The organism is Microbacterium sp. C7(2022) (assembly GCF_028823665.1).
Taxonomy (GTDB): Bacteria; Actinomycetota; Actinomycetes; order Actinomycetales; family Microbacteriaceae; genus Microbacterium.
This window is the reverse complement of the sequence record NZ_JAPEHV010000008.1, coordinates 1-15,806: the sequence shown is the minus strand read 5'-3', so window position 1 is coordinate 15,806 and position 15,806 is coordinate 1. Positions and strand designations below refer to the sequence as shown.

Sequence of the window (15,806 nt, the reverse complement as noted above, 5' to 3'; positions counted from 1 at the left end):
AATAACGGGCCGCGTGCGGGCGCAGCTCGAACCAAGGCTTGCCGAGGTCGAGCCCCAGCGCCTTCGCCTCCTTGCTCGCAGCCACCACCATGCCGTCGTTGTTGCTGAGCACCACGAGAGGCCGGCCCTCCAAAGCGGGATTGAACACGCGCTCGAAGCTCGCATAGGCGCTGTTCACGTCGACGTGCGCAAGCATCAGCGATCACCTCAGATGGTGCAGGCAGTACGTGGCCACGCCCCAGATCGCCAGCTCTGACAGCTCGGCCACCGCAATGTCCGGGTGCTCGGCGTTCTCCGCGCGCAGGATCACGCCGTGCGGCGTGACTTCGAGCCGCTTCAAGGTCAGCTCGCCATCGAGCACGGCCACGACCACATCGCCGCTGCGTGGCCGCAGCGAGCGATCTACTAGCAGCTCGTCGCCGTCACTGATGCCGGCGGCCGTCATCGAGTCGCCAGATGCCCGCACAACGAACGTTGCCGCGGCATCGGCGATGAGCATGTCCGTAAGATCCAGCGGCCCGTCGTAGTAGTCCTGAGCCGGTGACGGGAAGCCACAGGCCACCGCCACAGGCGCGGCCGCGAGCACAGCGGGGGAGAGGTCGGCCGCGATCGCTCGCGGCAGCAGAGCACGCATGCGCCAAACCCCAATCATTCGAAACTTTATTCGAGAATCCATTATGCGCCGCACCCCGGACAGAAGCTGAATCGAGCAAGAACGACGGACAGTGCCAGGGTGCAGTCATCGGGTGTCTTGGCGGCCGATAACGATCGTTTCTGGCGGGACCGTCTTCCTCTGTCTGCGAGGTGTGCCAGAAACATCTGCCGGAAGAGAGTTCCGGCAGACGATTGCGGCGGTGTGGCGGGTGATAGTGGCTGAGCCTGGTCGGCAGGATGCCAGGCTCAGCCACTGTTCTACGTATCGAGCGGGTGCTGAAGCTCGACGATCCGCATGCGTCCTGCCGCGAGGGCGAGGAGAGCGAGAGCGGGCGGAATGATCCCAGCGACGATGAAGATGCTTTCCACGGGCACGAGCAGCGAGAGCGGGCCGGCGATTGCGATCGAGACGGGCATGAACGCGATTGAGACGAAGAAGTCGAGGCTTGCGACTCGACCGATCATGTCGAGCGGGACGAGTCGCTGCAGGAGAGTTCCCCAAATCACGACCCCCGCGCCGGTTGCGGCGCCGACGACGAACAGCGACGCCAGCATGAGCGGGAGGCTATCGGCCGTGCCAAGCAGAACGAGGGGTAACGTTCCGCCGCCCCAGCAGAGGATCATGAACGTCAGATACCGGCGCGGCAGCTTCAACGACGACACCACGAGTGACCCGACAGCTCCACCGATCCCGAACGCCGCCAGAAGAATCCCGAAGGTAGCTTCCGCATCCTCGAAACGGTCGCGCGTCAGGAACGGCAGCAGGACTTCGATCGGCCCCTGGATGATGAGCGCGAGCGAGGAGCCGAAGATCAATGTCCAGAGCAACCAGCGGGTGCCCGCGACATATCGGATGCCCGCTTTGAGGTCATCCCACACGTTCGCCTGGTCGGTTGCCGCTGCCTCGTTCGTCTCCTCCTGCCGGCTGAGGAACAGAACGATGAGGAAAGCGATCCCGTAGGACGCGGCAACGATCACGGCACCGATCGCGGGGAAGAAAGCACCCACGATGATCCCGCCGAGAGCAGGACCGAGCCCCTGGCCCATCGAGGGGCGCAGCGCGCCCTCGAGGCCGTTGGCGGCAAGCAGCTGTTCAGGCGGAAGTACCTGAGGCAGATACGCGCTGTACGCGGGGTAGAAGAACGCGCTGCCGGCGCCCATGGCGAACGAGGCGACGCCGACATGCCATAGCTCGATCGTGCCGGTGAGTGACAACGTGGCGACAGCTGCCATGACTAGTGCGGTGCAGCCCTGGACCGTGATGATGATGCGACGTTTGGAAAACCGGTCGGCGACGACCCCTCCGAGGATCGCGAAGGCGAAGAGTCCGAGGCTCATGCCTGTTGCGACGGCGGAGAGAGCCAGGGGGCTGTCGTTGAGTGCCAGCACCTGGAACACCATGACGATCGTCCACATGCCGGTGCCGAAGACCTCGATCCCGACCGCCGCGAACAGCAGCCGGTAGTCGCGAGTGGCGAGCGGGAGCAGAGCGCGCAGCGCGTTGGGGTTCTTCTTGCTCATGCCAGCGCCTCACTTTCCGTCGTCGAGTTCAGATGCAGCTGTGGCCAGTCGGCGACGTCGCGCAGGAGTTGACGATCGTGGCTGGAGAGAACCACGGCGGCTTGTGTGGCGTCGAGCGCGTCGGTGAGTTCGTCGACGAGCGCGATGGAGAGGTGGTTGGTCGGCTCGTCGAGCAGAAGCACGTGAGGCTTGGCCGCGAGCACCAGTGCCAGGTCGAGTCGGCGTTGTTGGCCCATCGACAGCTCACCGATGCGCTTGCTCGATTGCCGAGCTCGCAGGAGACCGAGCTGCGACAGCCCGACCGTTTCCGATGCGACGAGGGTCCCGGCAGATACCAGTGCGTCAACATGCGCGGCGTAGACCTCGCTCGCCCGGCGGTCCAATGGCAAATTGGTCTCCTGACGAAGGAACCCGAGACGGGCGTTCTGCGGCATCCGGACCGAACCGGTGTCAGGGTGCAGCTCGCCCGCGACCACTCCCAGCAGGGTCGACTTGCCCGCACCGTTCGGGCCCGTCACCACCAGGCGTCCGCGATGCGACAGCGAGAACGATACGGGGGCCGCCAGGCGTCCGGCCACGCTCACCTGCTCCGCGCTCAGCAGTACTGCGCCGGTCCTCGTGGACAGCTCCGGGAATCGGAACTGCAGTGGTGGCTCAGGGACCGTCACCGCGTGCGCTTCGAGTTGGTCCTGACGTCGATGCACGCTCTGGACCAGCCCGCCGGCACGGGTCGCACGGCCGTGCTTGTTGGTCCCTTTCTCAGGCCGCCACCCCGAGACCAACCGATTCTGCGCGGAGCTCAGGCTGTCCTGCAGACGGGCATGCTCCGCTTGCTGCCGGTCATACTCCTGTTCCCAGCGTTCCCGTTCGGCCTGCCGGCCCTCGCGATACCCGGCGTACCCGTTGCCATATACCCGCACTCGATCATCCGGCGTCGGGTCCAGGTCGACGATGGTGTCGGCGACGTCCGAGAGCAGCGCCCGATCGTGCGTGACGACGACAACGCCGCCGGCACGGGAGCGGAGCTGCGCGCTCAAGAACTCGAGACCGGACCGGTCGAGGTGGTTTGTCGGCTCGTCGAGCAGCAGGAAATCGTCGTCAGCACCGAGCAAGCACGCCAGGCGCACTCGATACCGCTGTCCTACGGAGAGGTCACTGAGCAGCCGGGTCGGGTCGGTCTCCGCGACGAGCGCTTCGAGTGCGATCTGCACCCGACGTTCGGCATCCCACGCATCGAGCAATTCGGCGTGCTCCAACGCGGCCGCGTATCGCTCATCCGCGCCGACATCCCCGGCCGACATGGCACGGGCCGCCTCATCGAGGGAAGCCATAGCGGCGATCGCGTCGGCGATCGCGTCGGCGACGGCCTGGCCCACGGTTCGGTCGTCGTCCGCAGACATTTCCTGTTCGGCGACGCCCAGAGTTCCGGTGCGCTGCACGGTTCCGAAATCAGGGAGCAGGGTGCCTTCGAGGACGTGAAGCAGGGTTGACTTTCCGCGGCCGTTCTCGCCGACGATCGCTATCCGCGACGCAGGAGTGACGGTGAGGTCGACGTGGTTCAGGACGGTGGTCGCTCCGCGCATCACTGAGACGTCGGAGGCGATGAGTTGGGCGCGCTGGCGCGCCGGTAGATGTTTGGTCAGGGTGAGCATTCGAATCCTTCGAGACGACGCACCGAGCACTCCATACCGGAGCGCAAAGGTACGCAGATGACGGCGACCCACGAGGGTCAGGAACGAGCGGCCGCCACAAGCTCGGACAAAATCAACGAGCGCGGTGGGCCTTACTCAGCCTTCAAAGGAAAAACAAATGCACGTATCCATCGTACGGTGCCGCACTTGCCCGCCGCAAACGATCGTTTACGGCGCGAGCCAACGCGAAGGCTCGGAACGCCTGCCGCAAACGGTCGTCACAACCATCAAACGGCAAGGGTTTCCGGCAGATTGAGAGGTCGTGTCGCGCAACCCATGGGTTAGGAGACACCGAGGTTACGAGACAGTCAGTTGATTTCTGCGAAACTCGTCGGATGGCATCCGACGAGCGCGTAACTCTCGTCGCCAGTGAGCACGAAGCGTGGGCGCGAAAGGCCGCTGAGATGGCGGTCGAAATCTTAGAGCACCTACCTAACGCCAAGATCGAACACATTGGATCCACGTCTGTTCCAGGGCTACCGGCGAAGCCGGTCGTCGATCTAGCGGTCGGCATGGCTGCGGGTGAGATCGTGCTTGCTGGTCGCGAGCTAGCGCGGCTCGGGTTCGACCTTGAGGGCAAGCGAGCCGACCACGCGTGGCTCAGCTATCCGGATCGCTCCGCTCGGGTGTTCGTCATCCACATCTTCGAGTTTCAAGGTGAGGAGTGGAACAAGCGGCTGCGCTTCCGCGACATCCTGCTGACGAATAAGAGAAGCCGGGAGAAATACCTCGCCGTCAAACGTGCGGCGGCAGCGTTGGCGGATGGATGGGGCGAGTACACCAGAGCGAAATCATCTGTCGTGTCCGAGATCCTCGCGAACGACTCGTTCGACCGAACCTGCTGAGAACTGAACGTCTCGAAACGCATGGGTTTCGAGACAGGTGAGGTTACGAGACAGCCTGCCGCTAGGCATATCGCCAGAGGAAGCGGGCCCCGATCCCACTACGCGAGCAGCGAGTTGCTGGCTGAGCTGGGGCGCCAGTCGACTGTTTGTAAATCTCACCGAATATGGATTGCCGGCCTTCGACAAAGACCAGATGTACAACAGCGCTGCCTTCGCGGCGCTCTACGACGTCAACGGATTGGTTGCTTCCGGTCGTAGGAGACGAAGGTATAGCCCTCGTGTGGGGTTCTTGCCGTCTCACGCCACACCGTCGGGTCAACCTCAGGAAAGAAGACATCGCCGGCGGGTTCCTGATGGACTTCGGTCAACTCGAGCTGGTCAGCAATCTCGAGAGCTTGACGGTACACCTGCTCCCCTCCGGCAATGAATACTTCATCGGTCCGGCATACGGCCAACGCTTCCTCGAAGGAATGCACCACGACGACACCATCGGCGGTCCACCCCCGTTGTCGGGTTATCACCACCGTGGTTCGTCCGGGAAGAGTGAGGCCAATCGATTCATAGGTCTTGCGGCCCATGACCAAAGTCTGACCCATCGTGAGTCGCTTGAAGCGCTGCTGCTCACCTCGCAGTCGCCATGGAATGTCCTGCCCGTTGCCGATCACCCGATTCCGACCAAACGCAGCCACCAAGATCACTCGCGTCATAACCATTATTCTGGCGGGCTCATGGCGATAGACGAAGCCAAGCTATTTGCTGGGTACTGTGCCATGGTCATCCCGGTGCGGATTCGCGATGCGACAGCCAACGACGCGGATGCGATTGCGGGCGTCCCCGTCGCGACGTGGCGCGAGGCGCACCGCCTTGAGGCGTTCGACGGTATCCACCCACTAATCCACCCGCTAATCTCCCTCGCGGCAAGTTCGACGCCACCGATACTCAACCCGACGCCGCAAACTGTCTCAAAACCCTACGGATACGAGGCGTCTCATCGGACTAACAGCCGGCCGACTGAGTCCCCGGGCGTGCGAGTCTCACAACTATGTCTCGCAACCTGCCAGGTACTAACCCTTAGTTGCGAGACCGCCGAAAACGATGGTTTACGGCACGGCCGCCGCCGACGTGGATCAGCACTCAACACGCCGGCGATGGAACCGCCGAAACCCCCCGCCGTAACGGCCACTGGCCGAAGCCCTCATCGGACGTTTTCGGTGAGTCGAACGTGAGTTCGGGAAGGGCTGCCATATGTGACCGCAAGGGGATCGACAAACGGACACTGCACAGTGCCGGACGGAGCCTGACCCGGTTTCCCGGACGGTTTCTCTTTGTTGATCATGCCGCGGTTGCGGCGGGGATGTGAAGTCGTTCGAACTCCACGGGGCTGAGGTTGCCGAGCGCGGTGTGCCGGCGGGTGGGGTTGTAGAACGCTTCGATCCACTCGAACATCGCGGACGCGAGCTGCGTCTTCGAGGTCCAGTTGGTGCGGTCGAGGAGCTCGCGTTGCATCGTTGACCAGAAGCTCTCGATGAGCGCGTTATCGACGCTGGAAGCGACTCTGCCCATCGATCCGAGCAGTCCGGCTTGCCGGAGCCGGTGGCCGAAGAGCCATGAGGTGTATTGCGCTCCTCGGTCCGCGTGAACCACGGCCCCGGGCTCGGGTCGGCGTCGCCAGCGGGCCATCTCGAGCGCGTCGACGACGATCTCCGCAGTGATCCGGTCGCTAATCGACCAGCCCACGATCCGCCGCGAGTACGCGTCGATCACAGCGGCGCAGTAGACCCAGCCGTCTCTCGCGCGGTGCTGCGTGATGTCGCAGAACCACAGCCGGTTCGGCGCGTCCGCCCGGAACTGCCGCTTCACGAGATCCTCGTGGGTTGCGGTGGCAGGCTTCCACCCGCGTCGCTTGCGGCGATGCGAGACGCCCACGAGCCCGTCGATCCGCATCAACCGAGCGACACGTTTGCGTCCAACGTGAACGCCGAGACCGAGGCGCAGCTCCGCGAGCACCCGCGGTGCCCCGTAGGTCTCACGGGAATCGGCGTGGATCCGTCGGATCGTGGTCGTCAGCTCCGCATCCGAGACCGCACGCCGCGATGGTGGCCGGCCGAGCCACTCGTAGAAGCCGGACTTTGAGACGTTCAGGAACCGGCAGGCCACCGCGACGGGAATACCGTCGGCGGCGAGCTCCTGGACCAGCCGGAACCCTATTTTGGGAGCACGTTCTCCCTGGCGAAGTAAGCGCTGGCGCGCTTGAGGATCTCGATCTCCATCTCCAGCACCCGGTTCCGGCGGCGCAACTCGACGAGCTCCTTGTGCTCATCGGTCGTGACACCGGCCTTGCGGCCGGAGTCGACCGCGTCACGGTTCATCCAGTTCCGCAAACACGACTCACTGATCCCAAGATCACGCGCAGTCTGACCGACAGGGTTTCCCTGGGCGACAAGATCCAGGGCTCGACGCCGGAACTCCGGCGGGTGTGCAGCAGGCATCTCACGGACTCCTTCCGAGACGATCATCGCCTCAACTCAGGTGTCCGGGAAACCGGGTCAGGCTCCGACCTGGCACGCGAGATCTCGCGATGTGGAGTTCGTCGCTCTTTGGCGGCGTTCTGTGATGGCTTTGCGTCGCTAGTTTCCGATGACGAGGATGCTGGCCGCGGCTTCAACGACGTCGTCGGTGATCGTGTCGAGCTGGTTGATCTTTAGTACCCGGGTGATCTGGGGGAAAAGTCGTTCGAGGAGGCGGAAGTTGCCGCGGGTGATTCGTTCGATCGCGGCGACGGCCTGCGCGTCGGTGAAGTCGTCAAGGTCAAGGACCTTACCTAACCGTTTCCAGTGGCGGTCCAAGACGAAGAGCAGTTCCTCGCGGCCCAGGGTCCGGTACTGGTGTGAGAATCCAAGTCTGCTGAAGAGTTGCGGGTAGTGACGGAAGCGCTCGTCGATGCCCGGCATTCCGATCAGGATGATCGCGAGGTGGGTGCGGTCGTGTTGGTCACGAAGCAGCTCGAGGGCGCTCGGCGTGAGTCGTTCGGCTTCGTCGATGATAAGCAGCTCAATGAGGCGCTTGACGTCGTTCTGCCTGGACGAGGCGGCGTCTGTGCTGAGCGACCTGAGGTGCTCGTCGGCGCAGATGCCGACTTTCATCTGCCAGTGGTCGATGTCGCTCATGAGGTCTTTCGGGCGGCAGAGGACTTCGGGTGTGTAGAAGACGGTGCGAGATCGGTTCGCGAGTGCATAGTGTTTGGCGTCGTGGTCTCCGCGGGGGCCCCACTCGTCGATATAGGGCTCGAGGATGTCCCAATTCGCGTACCGGCGCGCGGAGTTGGTTTTCCCGACGCCAGCTGGACCGTGGCAGATCCCGATCGTTTTGTCCTTTCGGACGGCGTTGGCGAACTCGGTGAAGCGTCGGTGCTCCTTTGTGACGATAAACGCGTGGCTCATCATTCGTCCTCCTCGTAGGTGCGCAACCGGGGCCGCCTCGGTGCGGAGTCAGGTGTGCGGGTTTCCTCGCGGTGAGCGACCCTGGGGATGCGGTCATTGATCGTGCGACGTAGTTCCCGGCGCCGTGCTCGGCGTGCGGTTTCGATGTCGCGGAGGCTGAGGCGGAGGTTCGGGTGGGCTTCATCGATGGCGGTGCAGATGAACGTGTCTCGGTCGTAGACGCGAATCTCGGAGATGTCGCGGGGGTCGTAGCGGATGGTGATCGTGTGTCCGACGAAGGGTGCCAGGGTTGGGGCGAGGTACCGCTGGCCTTGGAAGTGGATACCGTCTCGTTGGACGACACGATTCTTCGGGACCGTGAGAAGGAGCCCGTCGAGTTCCTCGAGGCTGTCAGGCATGCGGGGAAGCCAACCGTCCGCGATCCATGCTTCTTTCGGAGAAATTCCGAGTTCGCTATGGGTGCGGTCGTTGTAGGTCGCGATGAAGGCGCTGATGGCACGATCAAGCTCTGTGAGATCGATGACTGGCTTCGGGTTCCTGTTCCCGCGGCTCATATGCCCGGGCAAAGTTGCTAGAAGCTCGGAGTTGACGGTGCGGAAGAATCGCTCGACCTTCCCGCGCCCCTGTGGCCGGCCGACCGTGGAATGGATGATCCGCACGTGCAGCGCGATGGCGGTGCGTTCCAGGTGGCGGCTGGTGAAGTCGGAGCCGTGATCGACATGGAGAACGTCGGGAATCCCGCACATCGCCCAGGCAGGGTCGGTCTTGCGCCAGATCGCCTGCCGGAGTGCGAGGGCGGTGTTCATCGCGGAGGGTGCACCCGTGAACACCATGTAGCCGCAGATCGCGCGGGAGTGATCATCCAGCACGGTCGTCAACCAGGGCCGATCGGGTTTCCCGTCGGCATCGACGATGAGGATATCGAGTTCGGTGTGATCGGACTGCCACGTCTGGTTCGGGTGCTCGGCGCGGCGACGAAACACGAGTTCGTGCTTGTTCCGGTACGACGCCGGCCCCTCCAACGCAAGCGTGACCAGGGCCGGGTCAAGTTCCATCACGATCTCTCTGACCGTCGAGTAGCTCGGCGCGGGGAGCTCTCGTTGCGTCGCATCGGCGGCGGCGAGGCGATGGAGGGTAGCGAGGGCGGGGCGAGGTTTGGTTAGAGCCAGGCGTTCGATGAACGCCACGGTCTCGGGCCGTGTGCGTCGCACCCCCTGGTCACTGCGGGGATGAGAGTCGAGCGCGGCGGGGCCGCCGTCGCGGTACAGCTGGTGCCAGCGTTGAAGCGTTCTTGCGCTGATCCCGCAATCCCGGGCGAGGACGGCGAGCGGGATCTGGTCTTCGACATGCAGCCGAAGGATCCGCCACCGCTCATCCCCATCCAAGATCGCTACATCGTCGAGGTACGTGACGCGTGCGCTTGCTGATGCCGGTACAGCGTCGCGCGGCTCCACCCCACGAGACGAGCCGCCTCTTCCGCGGTGCGGCCCCTAGACCGAGCCTCAGCCACAAGCTGCAACTTCTCCGCGATCACGACCGGGTCGGACAGGGGTCGACCGAACCGGGTTCCGTTTTGACGTGCGGCCGCGATGCCGGCGTTGACCCGCTCGACTATCAGTTCGCGTTCGTACTCCGCCAAAGTGGCCAGCATGTTCAGCATCAGCCTGCCCGTTGAGGTCGTCGGGTCGATGCCATCCGAGATGGACCGAACGTGCACGCCTCGCTCGCGCAGCAGGTTGACCGTGTTCAGCACATCGATGAGCGATCGCCCGAGGCGGTCGACCCGCCAGACGACGACGGTGTCGCCCTCGGCCGCGTGCTCGAACAGCTTCCTCATGCCGGGGCGCTCGCTCGCCTTCCGACTCCCGGAGGTCACGTCCCTGAAGACATCCCGCTTCTGCACTCCCGCCGCCACGAGCGCGTCGAGTTGAAGCTGCGCATCCTGGCTCGTCGTACTCACTCGCGTGTACCCCAGAAGCCTCATACGCTCAGTATGACTCAGAAAACCCCTCTGCAAACGCATGCGAGACAAAACGCGACGAGACGAATTATCAAGACAGAAGGACCCACGAGATTGCGCCCGAATCAACCGCGACTCTTCGGGCCTGGGCCGTGTCTCGAAAAACTGTTCTTAACCAAGACGACGCCTCATGATGCAGGTAACGCAATCTTGCTCGCCTTTCGTCAGACGACGGGAGCATTGCGTCGCGTTTTTTCTTCGACAGGCCGTACCTCCTCACGGGCGGCGAACAAGGTTGCTTCGCTCAGAAGTCGACGCTGAAGACGGTGCGCAGTGCGTCCATCGCCTCGGGGCGTGCCTTGTAGTAGACCCAGACGCCGCGCTTTTCCCTGTCGACGAGTCCGGCGTCGTGCAGCATCTTCAGGTGGTGGCTGAGGGTCGATTGTGAGAGGTCAAAGCCCTCGGTGAGGTCGCACATCGCGCACGCCTCGCCGTTCCCGTGCGAGAGCACCATGGACATCAGGCGCAACCGAACGGGGTCTGCCAGAGCCTTGAGCATCCGGGAGAGCGGTTCCGCCTGCGCGGGTGTGATCGGCTCGCGGGACAGCGGCGTGCAGTAACCCAATGCACTATCCACGGGAAGCACCAAGAGGGACGTCGACATGTCTCCATCCTCTCAGACTTCGACACTTTGACAAGTATCGAAGTCTGAGTAGCATGGAATCGGACTTCGAAGATGATCGAAGTCATGTCGATCGAAGGAGAGATCCCTTGAATGCACCCGCCGACCTCGTCCGTTCCAAGTACCGCGCCCTCGGGGGCGGATGCGTGAGTTGCTCCGGTGACCTCGTCGCAGTTGAGGCACTCCCCGGCGTGCAGAAGGTCGATGCCCTGGTTTCCGGTGTCGTCCTGGTCACCCACGACGGCACCGTCACTGAAGCCGCCGTGATCGAAGCAGCAAGGAAGGCCGGCTTGGCCCTATCGGCGACGGGGCCGGCTCGCCCGGTTCGCGCCTGACCTGCTGCTACCTCCCCACGAGCTGAAAGAGGAAAGACCAGGATGAGTACTGACGCGAGCACGCCGTCACAGGTGGCCGAACCAGCAGCCCCGCGGCTGGTTCGCCGCACATGGTGGCGGAAACCCGAAACGGTGACCCTCGCGGTGGCGGCAGTGCTGCTGGCCGTGGGCTTGATCGTGGAGTGGACGATCCACTCCGAGCCGGTCGCGCTGGCGCTGTTCTGGGCGTCGATCATCGTCGGCGGTGTCTATCCGCTCCGCAGCGCAGTGCGGGCGGTGCGCATCAAGCGCCTGACGATATCCGTGTTGCTGGTCGTGGCCGCGATCGGGGCGATCGCGCTGGGCGTCATCGAGGAGGCCGCGATGCTCGTCGTCATCTTCAGCCTGGGTGAAGCGATGGAGGCCTACGCCACCGACCGTGCGCGCGGGTCCATCAGCGCACTCATGGAGCTGGCACCCCCGACCGCCAACCGAGTCACCGACGGTAGCCAGACCGAGACCGTTGCGGTGGAGGAACTGCATCCCGGTGACGTGGTGCTCGTGCGCCCCGGTGAACGCCTGCCCACTGATGGCGTCGTCGCCGAGGGTGTCTCCTGGGTGGACGCCAGCCCGGTGACTGGAGAGTCGGTGCCGGTCGAGGCCACTGTCAGCACCGAGGTCTTCGGCGGGAGCCTGAACGGCAACGGGGTGCTGCGTGTGCAGGTCACCAAAGAGCACTACGACACCGTGCTCGCCCGAGTGATCGAGCAAGTCGAGGAAGCCCAAGCCAAGCGGGGCGGAGCCGAGCGGTTCGCCGACAGGTTCAGTGCCGTCTACACGCCCGCGATGTTCGTCCTGGCCATCGTCGTGGCCCTGGTGCTGCCGCTGCTCGGGTTCGAGTGGCGCGAGGCGATCTATCGGGCACTCGTCGTCCTGGTCGTCTCCTGCTCGTGCGCGCTGGTCATCTCCGTGCCGGTCAGCGTCGTCACCGCGATCGCCCGCGGCGCGCGCGATGGCATCCTCATCAAGGGCGGGATCTACCTCGAACGACTGGCCGACATCAAGGTCGTCGCTTTCGACAAGACCGGCACCCTGACCCGCGGCCGGCCTGCCCTGGCAGGCGTCACCCCCGTCGGCGACGTGACAGAGCACGATGCCCTGGCCCTGGCGGCCGCGGTCGAGGGCGGCAGCGAGCACCCCATCGCCAGCGCGATCGTCACCGGCGCCCGCGCCCACAACCTCACGATTCCCGCCGCCTGGAACGCCCGCGCGCTGCCCGGTGCCGGCATGGAGGCCACGGTCAACGGCCGCGCCCTGCACATCGGCCGTCCCACGGCCGCCGACCGCACCGACCCCGACGTTGGGCGTGCGGTCTCTCAAGCCGAGGCGGAAGGCCGTACCGCAGTCGTGCTCCGCGACGCCAGTCGACCGTTGGCCGTGGTGGCAGTGGCCGACCAGCTGCGCCCCGACGCGCAGAGCACCATCGACGAGCTGCGTGCGCTGGGGATCAAACGGATCCTGATGCTCACCGGCGACAACACCACCGTGGCCAAGTCCACCGCCACAGACCTGGGACTCGACGATTATCGCGCCGAACTGTTACCCGAGGACAAGTCCGCCGCCGTGCTCGAGCTGCGCGAAACGTACGGCGTGATCGCCATGGTCGGTGACGGCGTCAACGACGCCCCCGCACTGGCCAACGCCGATCTGGCCATCGCAATGGGCGCCGCCGCCACCGACGTCGCACTGGAGACCGCCGACGTCGCCCTCATGGCCGACGAGCTCGACCGGCTCCCCGCCGCGATCCGCCTCTCGCGCCGCGCCCGGAACAACATCAAGATCAACATCGCGCTCAGCCTTGCTATTGTGGCGGTTCTGATCGTCGCAGCCCTCGCAGGCTGGATGTCGCTGACCACCGGTCTCCTGCTGAACGAAGGCAGCGCCGCACTGATCATCCTCAACGGCCTACGCATGCTGGCCCCGGGCCGCGGCGAAACACGCCGGAAGCGGATAACTACAATCACCTGACCACGCTCGCGTGACGGCCGCCCGGTAAGGGATCCTCCGCGGGTCGTACCGGGGATAGGTCTCCTGAGGTCGGTGGAAGGCGTGCCTACTGGTGGTTCCAGACCTTGATCGAGGACAGCAACAGGAGCAGGACGAGCAGTGGGATGAGGATCAGGCTGGGGATCACATCGAGGAGGAAGCCGCCGGCGATTGTGCCGGCGATCGATCCCGCCGTCATCGCGATCAGGAACCGCTTGTTCTGACCGAGCACCTGTAGCGGGCGAAAGCGACCAGCATGGTCGGCAGCGAGACCAGCAGAGAGAGGCTTCCGGCGATCTTGATGTCGGTGCCGTAGAAAAGCACGATCGTGGGGATCAGCAATTCCCCACCGGCAACGCCCATCAGTGCCGCGAAAACGCCGATAAGGCTACCGGCGATCACGCCGAGGATCGTCCGGGGACCAGGGGCAGGTTCAGGGGTTCGACGGCGAAGAAGTGGGTGACGAAGAGCAGGATCGCGATCAGCACCAGTAGGACCGCGATCACCCGGTACAGGGCCTTCCAGCCAAGTCTCGTCGCCCAGTGCGCGCCGACCCACGCGCCGATCAGGCTTCCGGCCAGCAGGTTCAGGACGATGTACAAGTACGGGGAGAGCTCGGCCAGTGGCACGCTGATCAGCCGTGCGGGGATGGCGGTGATCACGACGATCAGGCTCATCGCCTTGTTCATGATGATCGCGGGCAGCGCGGCGAACCCGAACACACCGATCAACTCGCCGCTTTCGCCATCGGAGCGTTCATCTTTCCATGAGCAGTCCCGCTGAAGGATCCCTACCGGGCACCCCACGGCGCCAGATAGCGATGAAGATTCACCGCCGCGGAGCGATCAAATTCACAATCTCGCGATGTCGGATGTTCCGTTTAGGGTGTTCACGAGGAATCCCGTTAGGGGATGCCTATGCGGAACACCGATCGGAGATCATGACATGACTGAGCACGACGTCGACGCGCTCTACGAATGGCCTGCGACGTGAGCGCGGGTTTCGATCCGGTGCTCCTGGATCTCGCAGACCACGAGGACTACGGGTTGGTTCTGGCAGCTCTCCACAATTACGCCGGTGAGCTTGACCACGATGCGGATAACGAAGACGCCGCGGAACGGTTCGAGGGTCGCCCGACGCCCTCTGAGGAGGGGGAGCGGATGAGAGGCCTCGCCTCCCGGCTCCGCGCCATCATCGATGACATCGAGCGTCAGCTGGACGCAAACTCCGCAGCGCGGCGGAGTGCCGGCACGTGATCGTCGGGTACGCGCGGGTCTCGACAGCCGAACAGGATGTCGAGACGCAGCGCCGCGCGCTGCTCGAACTCGGTGTGCCCGAAGACCGGATCTACAGTGACCGGGGGTTCAGTGGGAAGACCATGACGAGGCACGGGCTCGACCAGGCACTCGCCGCAGTTCGCGAGGGTGACCGGTTCATCGTGCCTCGTCTGGATCGTCTCGCACGCAACGTCGAGGGTGCCCTTGACGTGATGAGGCAGCTCACCGATCGTGGCGTGGTCTTCCAGAACGGTTCCCAGGTGTACGACCCTCACGACCCGATGTCGAAGATGGTGATGACGATTCTCGCGGCAGTCGCCGAGGCAGAGGGTGGCTGGATCAGCCACCGAACTAAGGAAGCGATGGCACGCCCGGCGGTACGCGCGAAGCTGCGTGGACGCCAACCATCGTTGAAGCCCGCGACCGACGCAGAGATAGTCGCGCAGCTCGAAGCCGGCGACAAGTCCGTCGCGCAGATCGCGGAGACATTCCGTACCTCTCGGAGCGGCGTGTATCGAGCAGCTGCCCGTCACCGGCAGCGCACAGATGAGAGCACGGCCTAGGTATCACGACAGTGAATCAATCCCGCGCGACGACACTGCGCGTCACAGGCAACCCAACTGGGGAAATCGTATGAAAATAGTGCCATGGATCTGAATAGCGCCACCGCCGATGAGATCGGCTCGGCGCTCGACCGCATGGGACTTAGCTGGAACTTCGACAAAGATGGCGACGTGCGGGTTCGGTTCCGCAGAGGCGACTCGCCATGGACGGATGTTGTCTTCTACGAGTTTGATTCGGCTAGGCAAGACTTCTCCATGCGTGGATACTTCCTAAACGCACGAGCAGTGCCACAAGGCAATGGCAAGACGAATTGGGAGGTAGCAGACGGCCTCGCGCACAAGGCAACCGCAGTGGCACAAAAGGTCGTGACCGTTTACCTCATGCCTCGTCAGGGCGGTCTGAAGGTTCAGATTCATGCCTCCGTTGCGCCGCTGAATCAGCCGCGTCCCATGCACATTAAGGTCGTCCCTAACTCAACTCAAATCAGCAGGATCGAGCGGGACTATCCCGGATTGGTCGGTAGAGGCGACAGCGAACAGTCTTGGATCGCGGGTGAGTTCGAAGGAACCCTTGTGAGCGACTCCGATCTCCGCAGTCTTCTGGGCACGCTCGTCGAAGCTGGTCGGTGCATGTTCGAAGGACCGTTCACCGGCTGGCTGTTCGCGACTGAGGTCTGACGCAATCCGGTGGAGTTCCGTCACGGTTAGGCATTTGGGGCGGTCAGCTGGGAGCGTGAGGAGGATGGGGCGCGCCTAGATGTACGGGGTCAGGACGTTGGTTGCAGTCGGCTGATCGGGGGGTTGCCTCCGAGG

General features: G+C 64.0%; 19 protein-coding genes and 1 pseudogene. 6 read left to right on the top strand and 14 right to left on the bottom strand.

Going from position 1 to position 15,806, the window contains the following annotated elements; translation table 11 throughout:
- Positions 1-10 precede the first annotated feature (10 nt).
- The 4 genes and pseudogenes from ON062_RS12805 to ON062_RS12790 all read right to left on the bottom strand — a co-directional run.
- Positions 11-196, bottom strand: a pseudogene (locus tag ON062_RS12805) (DNA polymerase V subunit UmuC); the annotation flags it as partial.
- A 6-nt stretch (positions 197-202) separates the two neighbouring features.
- A complete protein-coding gene (locus ON062_RS12800; protein WP_274647542.1) occupies positions 203-634 on the bottom strand; it encodes a LexA family transcriptional regulator in 432 nt (143 codons plus the stop codon).
- Between the two features lie 278 nt (positions 635-912).
- Positions 913-2,175, bottom strand: coding sequence for an MFS transporter (locus ON062_RS12795; protein WP_274647541.1), 1,263 nt, complete (start codon positions 2,173-2,175; stop codon positions 913-915).
- Positions 2,172-3,827 carry an ABC-F family ATP-binding cassette domain-containing protein gene (locus ON062_RS12790; protein ID WP_274647540.1) on the bottom strand — a complete coding sequence of 552 codons (1,656 nt, stop codon included), beginning with the start codon at positions 3,825-3,827 and terminating at the stop codon, positions 2,172-2,174. The genes ON062_RS12795 and ON062_RS12790 overlap by 4 nt, the downstream gene beginning before the upstream one ends.
- A 374-nt stretch (positions 3,828-4,201) precedes the next feature.
- On the opposite strand from ON062_RS12790, the gene ON062_RS12785 reads away from it, so the two are divergent.
- On the top strand, positions 4,202-4,711 hold the full coding sequence (locus tag ON062_RS12785; protein WP_274647539.1) for a GrpB family protein: 510 nt from the start codon (positions 4,202-4,204) through the stop codon (positions 4,709-4,711).
- 230 nt (positions 4,712-4,941) lie between these two features.
- Here ON062_RS12785 and ON062_RS12780 read toward each other — a convergent pair whose 3' ends face one another.
- The 7 genes from ON062_RS12780 to ON062_RS12750 form a co-directional block, all read right to left on the bottom strand.
- Positions 4,942-5,418 carry a dihydrofolate reductase gene (locus ON062_RS12780; protein WP_274647538.1) on the bottom strand — a complete coding sequence of 159 codons (477 nt, stop codon included), beginning with the start codon at positions 5,416-5,418 and terminating at the stop codon, positions 4,942-4,944.
- Positions 5,419-6,043: 625 nt separating this feature from the next.
- Positions 6,044-6,907: an IS3 family transposase gene (locus ON062_RS12775; protein ID WP_274647583.1), complete on the bottom strand. Its 864-nt coding sequence runs from the start codon at positions 6,905-6,907 to the stop codon at positions 6,044-6,046.
- 8 nt (positions 6,908-6,915) lie between these two features.
- Positions 6,916-7,200: a transposase gene (locus ON062_RS12770; RefSeq protein ID WP_055990899.1), complete on the bottom strand. Its 285-nt coding sequence runs from the start codon at positions 7,198-7,200 to the stop codon at positions 6,916-6,918.
- A 138-nt stretch (positions 7,201-7,338) separates the two neighbouring features.
- Positions 7,339-8,151: an AAA family ATPase gene (locus tag ON062_RS12765; RefSeq protein WP_274647537.1), complete on the bottom strand. Its 813-nt coding sequence runs from the start codon at positions 8,149-8,151 to the stop codon at positions 7,339-7,341.
- The gene (locus ON062_RS12760; RefSeq protein ID WP_274647582.1) at positions 8,151-9,536 is read right to left on the bottom strand and encodes a Mu transposase C-terminal domain-containing protein; all 1,386 of its coding nucleotides are present in this window, start codon (positions 9,534-9,536) and stop codon (positions 8,151-8,153) included. Before ON062_RS12760 ends, ON062_RS12765 begins: the two co-directional genes overlap by 1 nt.
- A 5-nt stretch (positions 9,537-9,541) precedes the next feature.
- Positions 9,542-10,135, bottom strand: a complete 594-nt coding sequence (locus tag ON062_RS12755; protein WP_274647536.1) for a recombinase family protein — start codon at positions 10,133-10,135, stop codon at positions 9,542-9,544.
- A 280-nt stretch (positions 10,136-10,415) separates the two neighbouring features.
- Positions 10,416-10,775 (bottom strand): helix-turn-helix transcriptional regulator, encoded by a 360-nt coding sequence (locus ON062_RS12750; protein WP_274647535.1) that lies wholly within the window; start codon positions 10,773-10,775, stop codon positions 10,416-10,418.
- Positions 10,776-10,882: 107 nt separating this feature from the next.
- Between ON062_RS12750 and ON062_RS12745 the strand changes: the two genes are divergently transcribed.
- Together ON062_RS12745 and ON062_RS12740 are read left to right on the top strand one after the other, a co-directional pair.
- Positions 10,883-11,128 (top strand): hypothetical protein, encoded by a 246-nt coding sequence (locus ON062_RS12745; RefSeq protein ID WP_274647534.1) that lies wholly within the window; start codon positions 10,883-10,885, stop codon positions 11,126-11,128.
- 42 nt (positions 11,129-11,170) lie between these two features.
- Positions 11,171-13,135 carry a cation-translocating P-type ATPase gene (locus ON062_RS12740; protein ID WP_274647533.1) on the top strand — a complete coding sequence of 655 codons (1,965 nt, stop codon included), beginning with the start codon at positions 11,171-11,173 and terminating at the stop codon, positions 13,133-13,135.
- A gap of 85 nt (positions 13,136-13,220) precedes the next feature.
- Here ON062_RS12740 and ON062_RS12735 read toward each other — a convergent pair whose 3' ends face one another.
- Genes ON062_RS12735 through ON062_RS12725 form a run of 3 tightly spaced genes read right to left on the bottom strand, consistent with a single transcriptional unit; the run spans position 13,221 to position 13,884 of the window.
- Positions 13,221-13,352, bottom strand: coding sequence for a hypothetical protein (locus ON062_RS12735; RefSeq protein WP_274647532.1), 132 nt, complete (start codon positions 13,350-13,352; stop codon positions 13,221-13,223).
- A 5-nt stretch (positions 13,353-13,357) separates the two neighbouring features.
- Entirely contained in the window at positions 13,358-13,555 is a 198-nt protein-coding gene (locus ON062_RS12730) for a TSUP family transporter (protein ID WP_274647531.1), read from the bottom strand.
- Positions 13,552-13,884: a hypothetical protein gene (locus ON062_RS12725; RefSeq protein WP_274647530.1), complete on the bottom strand. Its 333-nt coding sequence runs from the start codon at positions 13,882-13,884 to the stop codon at positions 13,552-13,554. The genes ON062_RS12730 and ON062_RS12725 overlap by 4 nt, the downstream gene beginning before the upstream one ends.
- A gap of 258 nt (positions 13,885-14,142) precedes the next feature.
- On the opposite strand from ON062_RS12725, the gene ON062_RS12720 reads away from it, so the two are divergent.
- The 3 genes from ON062_RS12720 (at position 14,143) to ON062_RS12710 (ending at position 15,671) form a co-directional block, all read left to right on the top strand.
- On the top strand, positions 14,143-14,409 hold the full coding sequence (locus ON062_RS12720; RefSeq protein WP_239281894.1) for a hypothetical protein: 267 nt from the start codon (positions 14,143-14,145) through the stop codon (positions 14,407-14,409).
- The gene (locus ON062_RS13955; protein ID WP_274647529.1) at positions 14,406-14,993 is read left to right on the top strand and encodes a recombinase family protein; all 588 of its coding nucleotides are present in this window, start codon (positions 14,406-14,408) and stop codon (positions 14,991-14,993) included. The genes ON062_RS12720 and ON062_RS13955 overlap by 4 nt, the downstream gene beginning before the upstream one ends.
- A gap of 84 nt (positions 14,994-15,077) precedes the next feature.
- On the top strand, positions 15,078-15,671 hold the full coding sequence (locus ON062_RS12710) for a hypothetical protein (protein ID WP_274647528.1): 594 nt from the start codon (positions 15,078-15,080) through the stop codon (positions 15,669-15,671).
- Positions 15,672-15,806 lie beyond the last annotated feature (135 nt).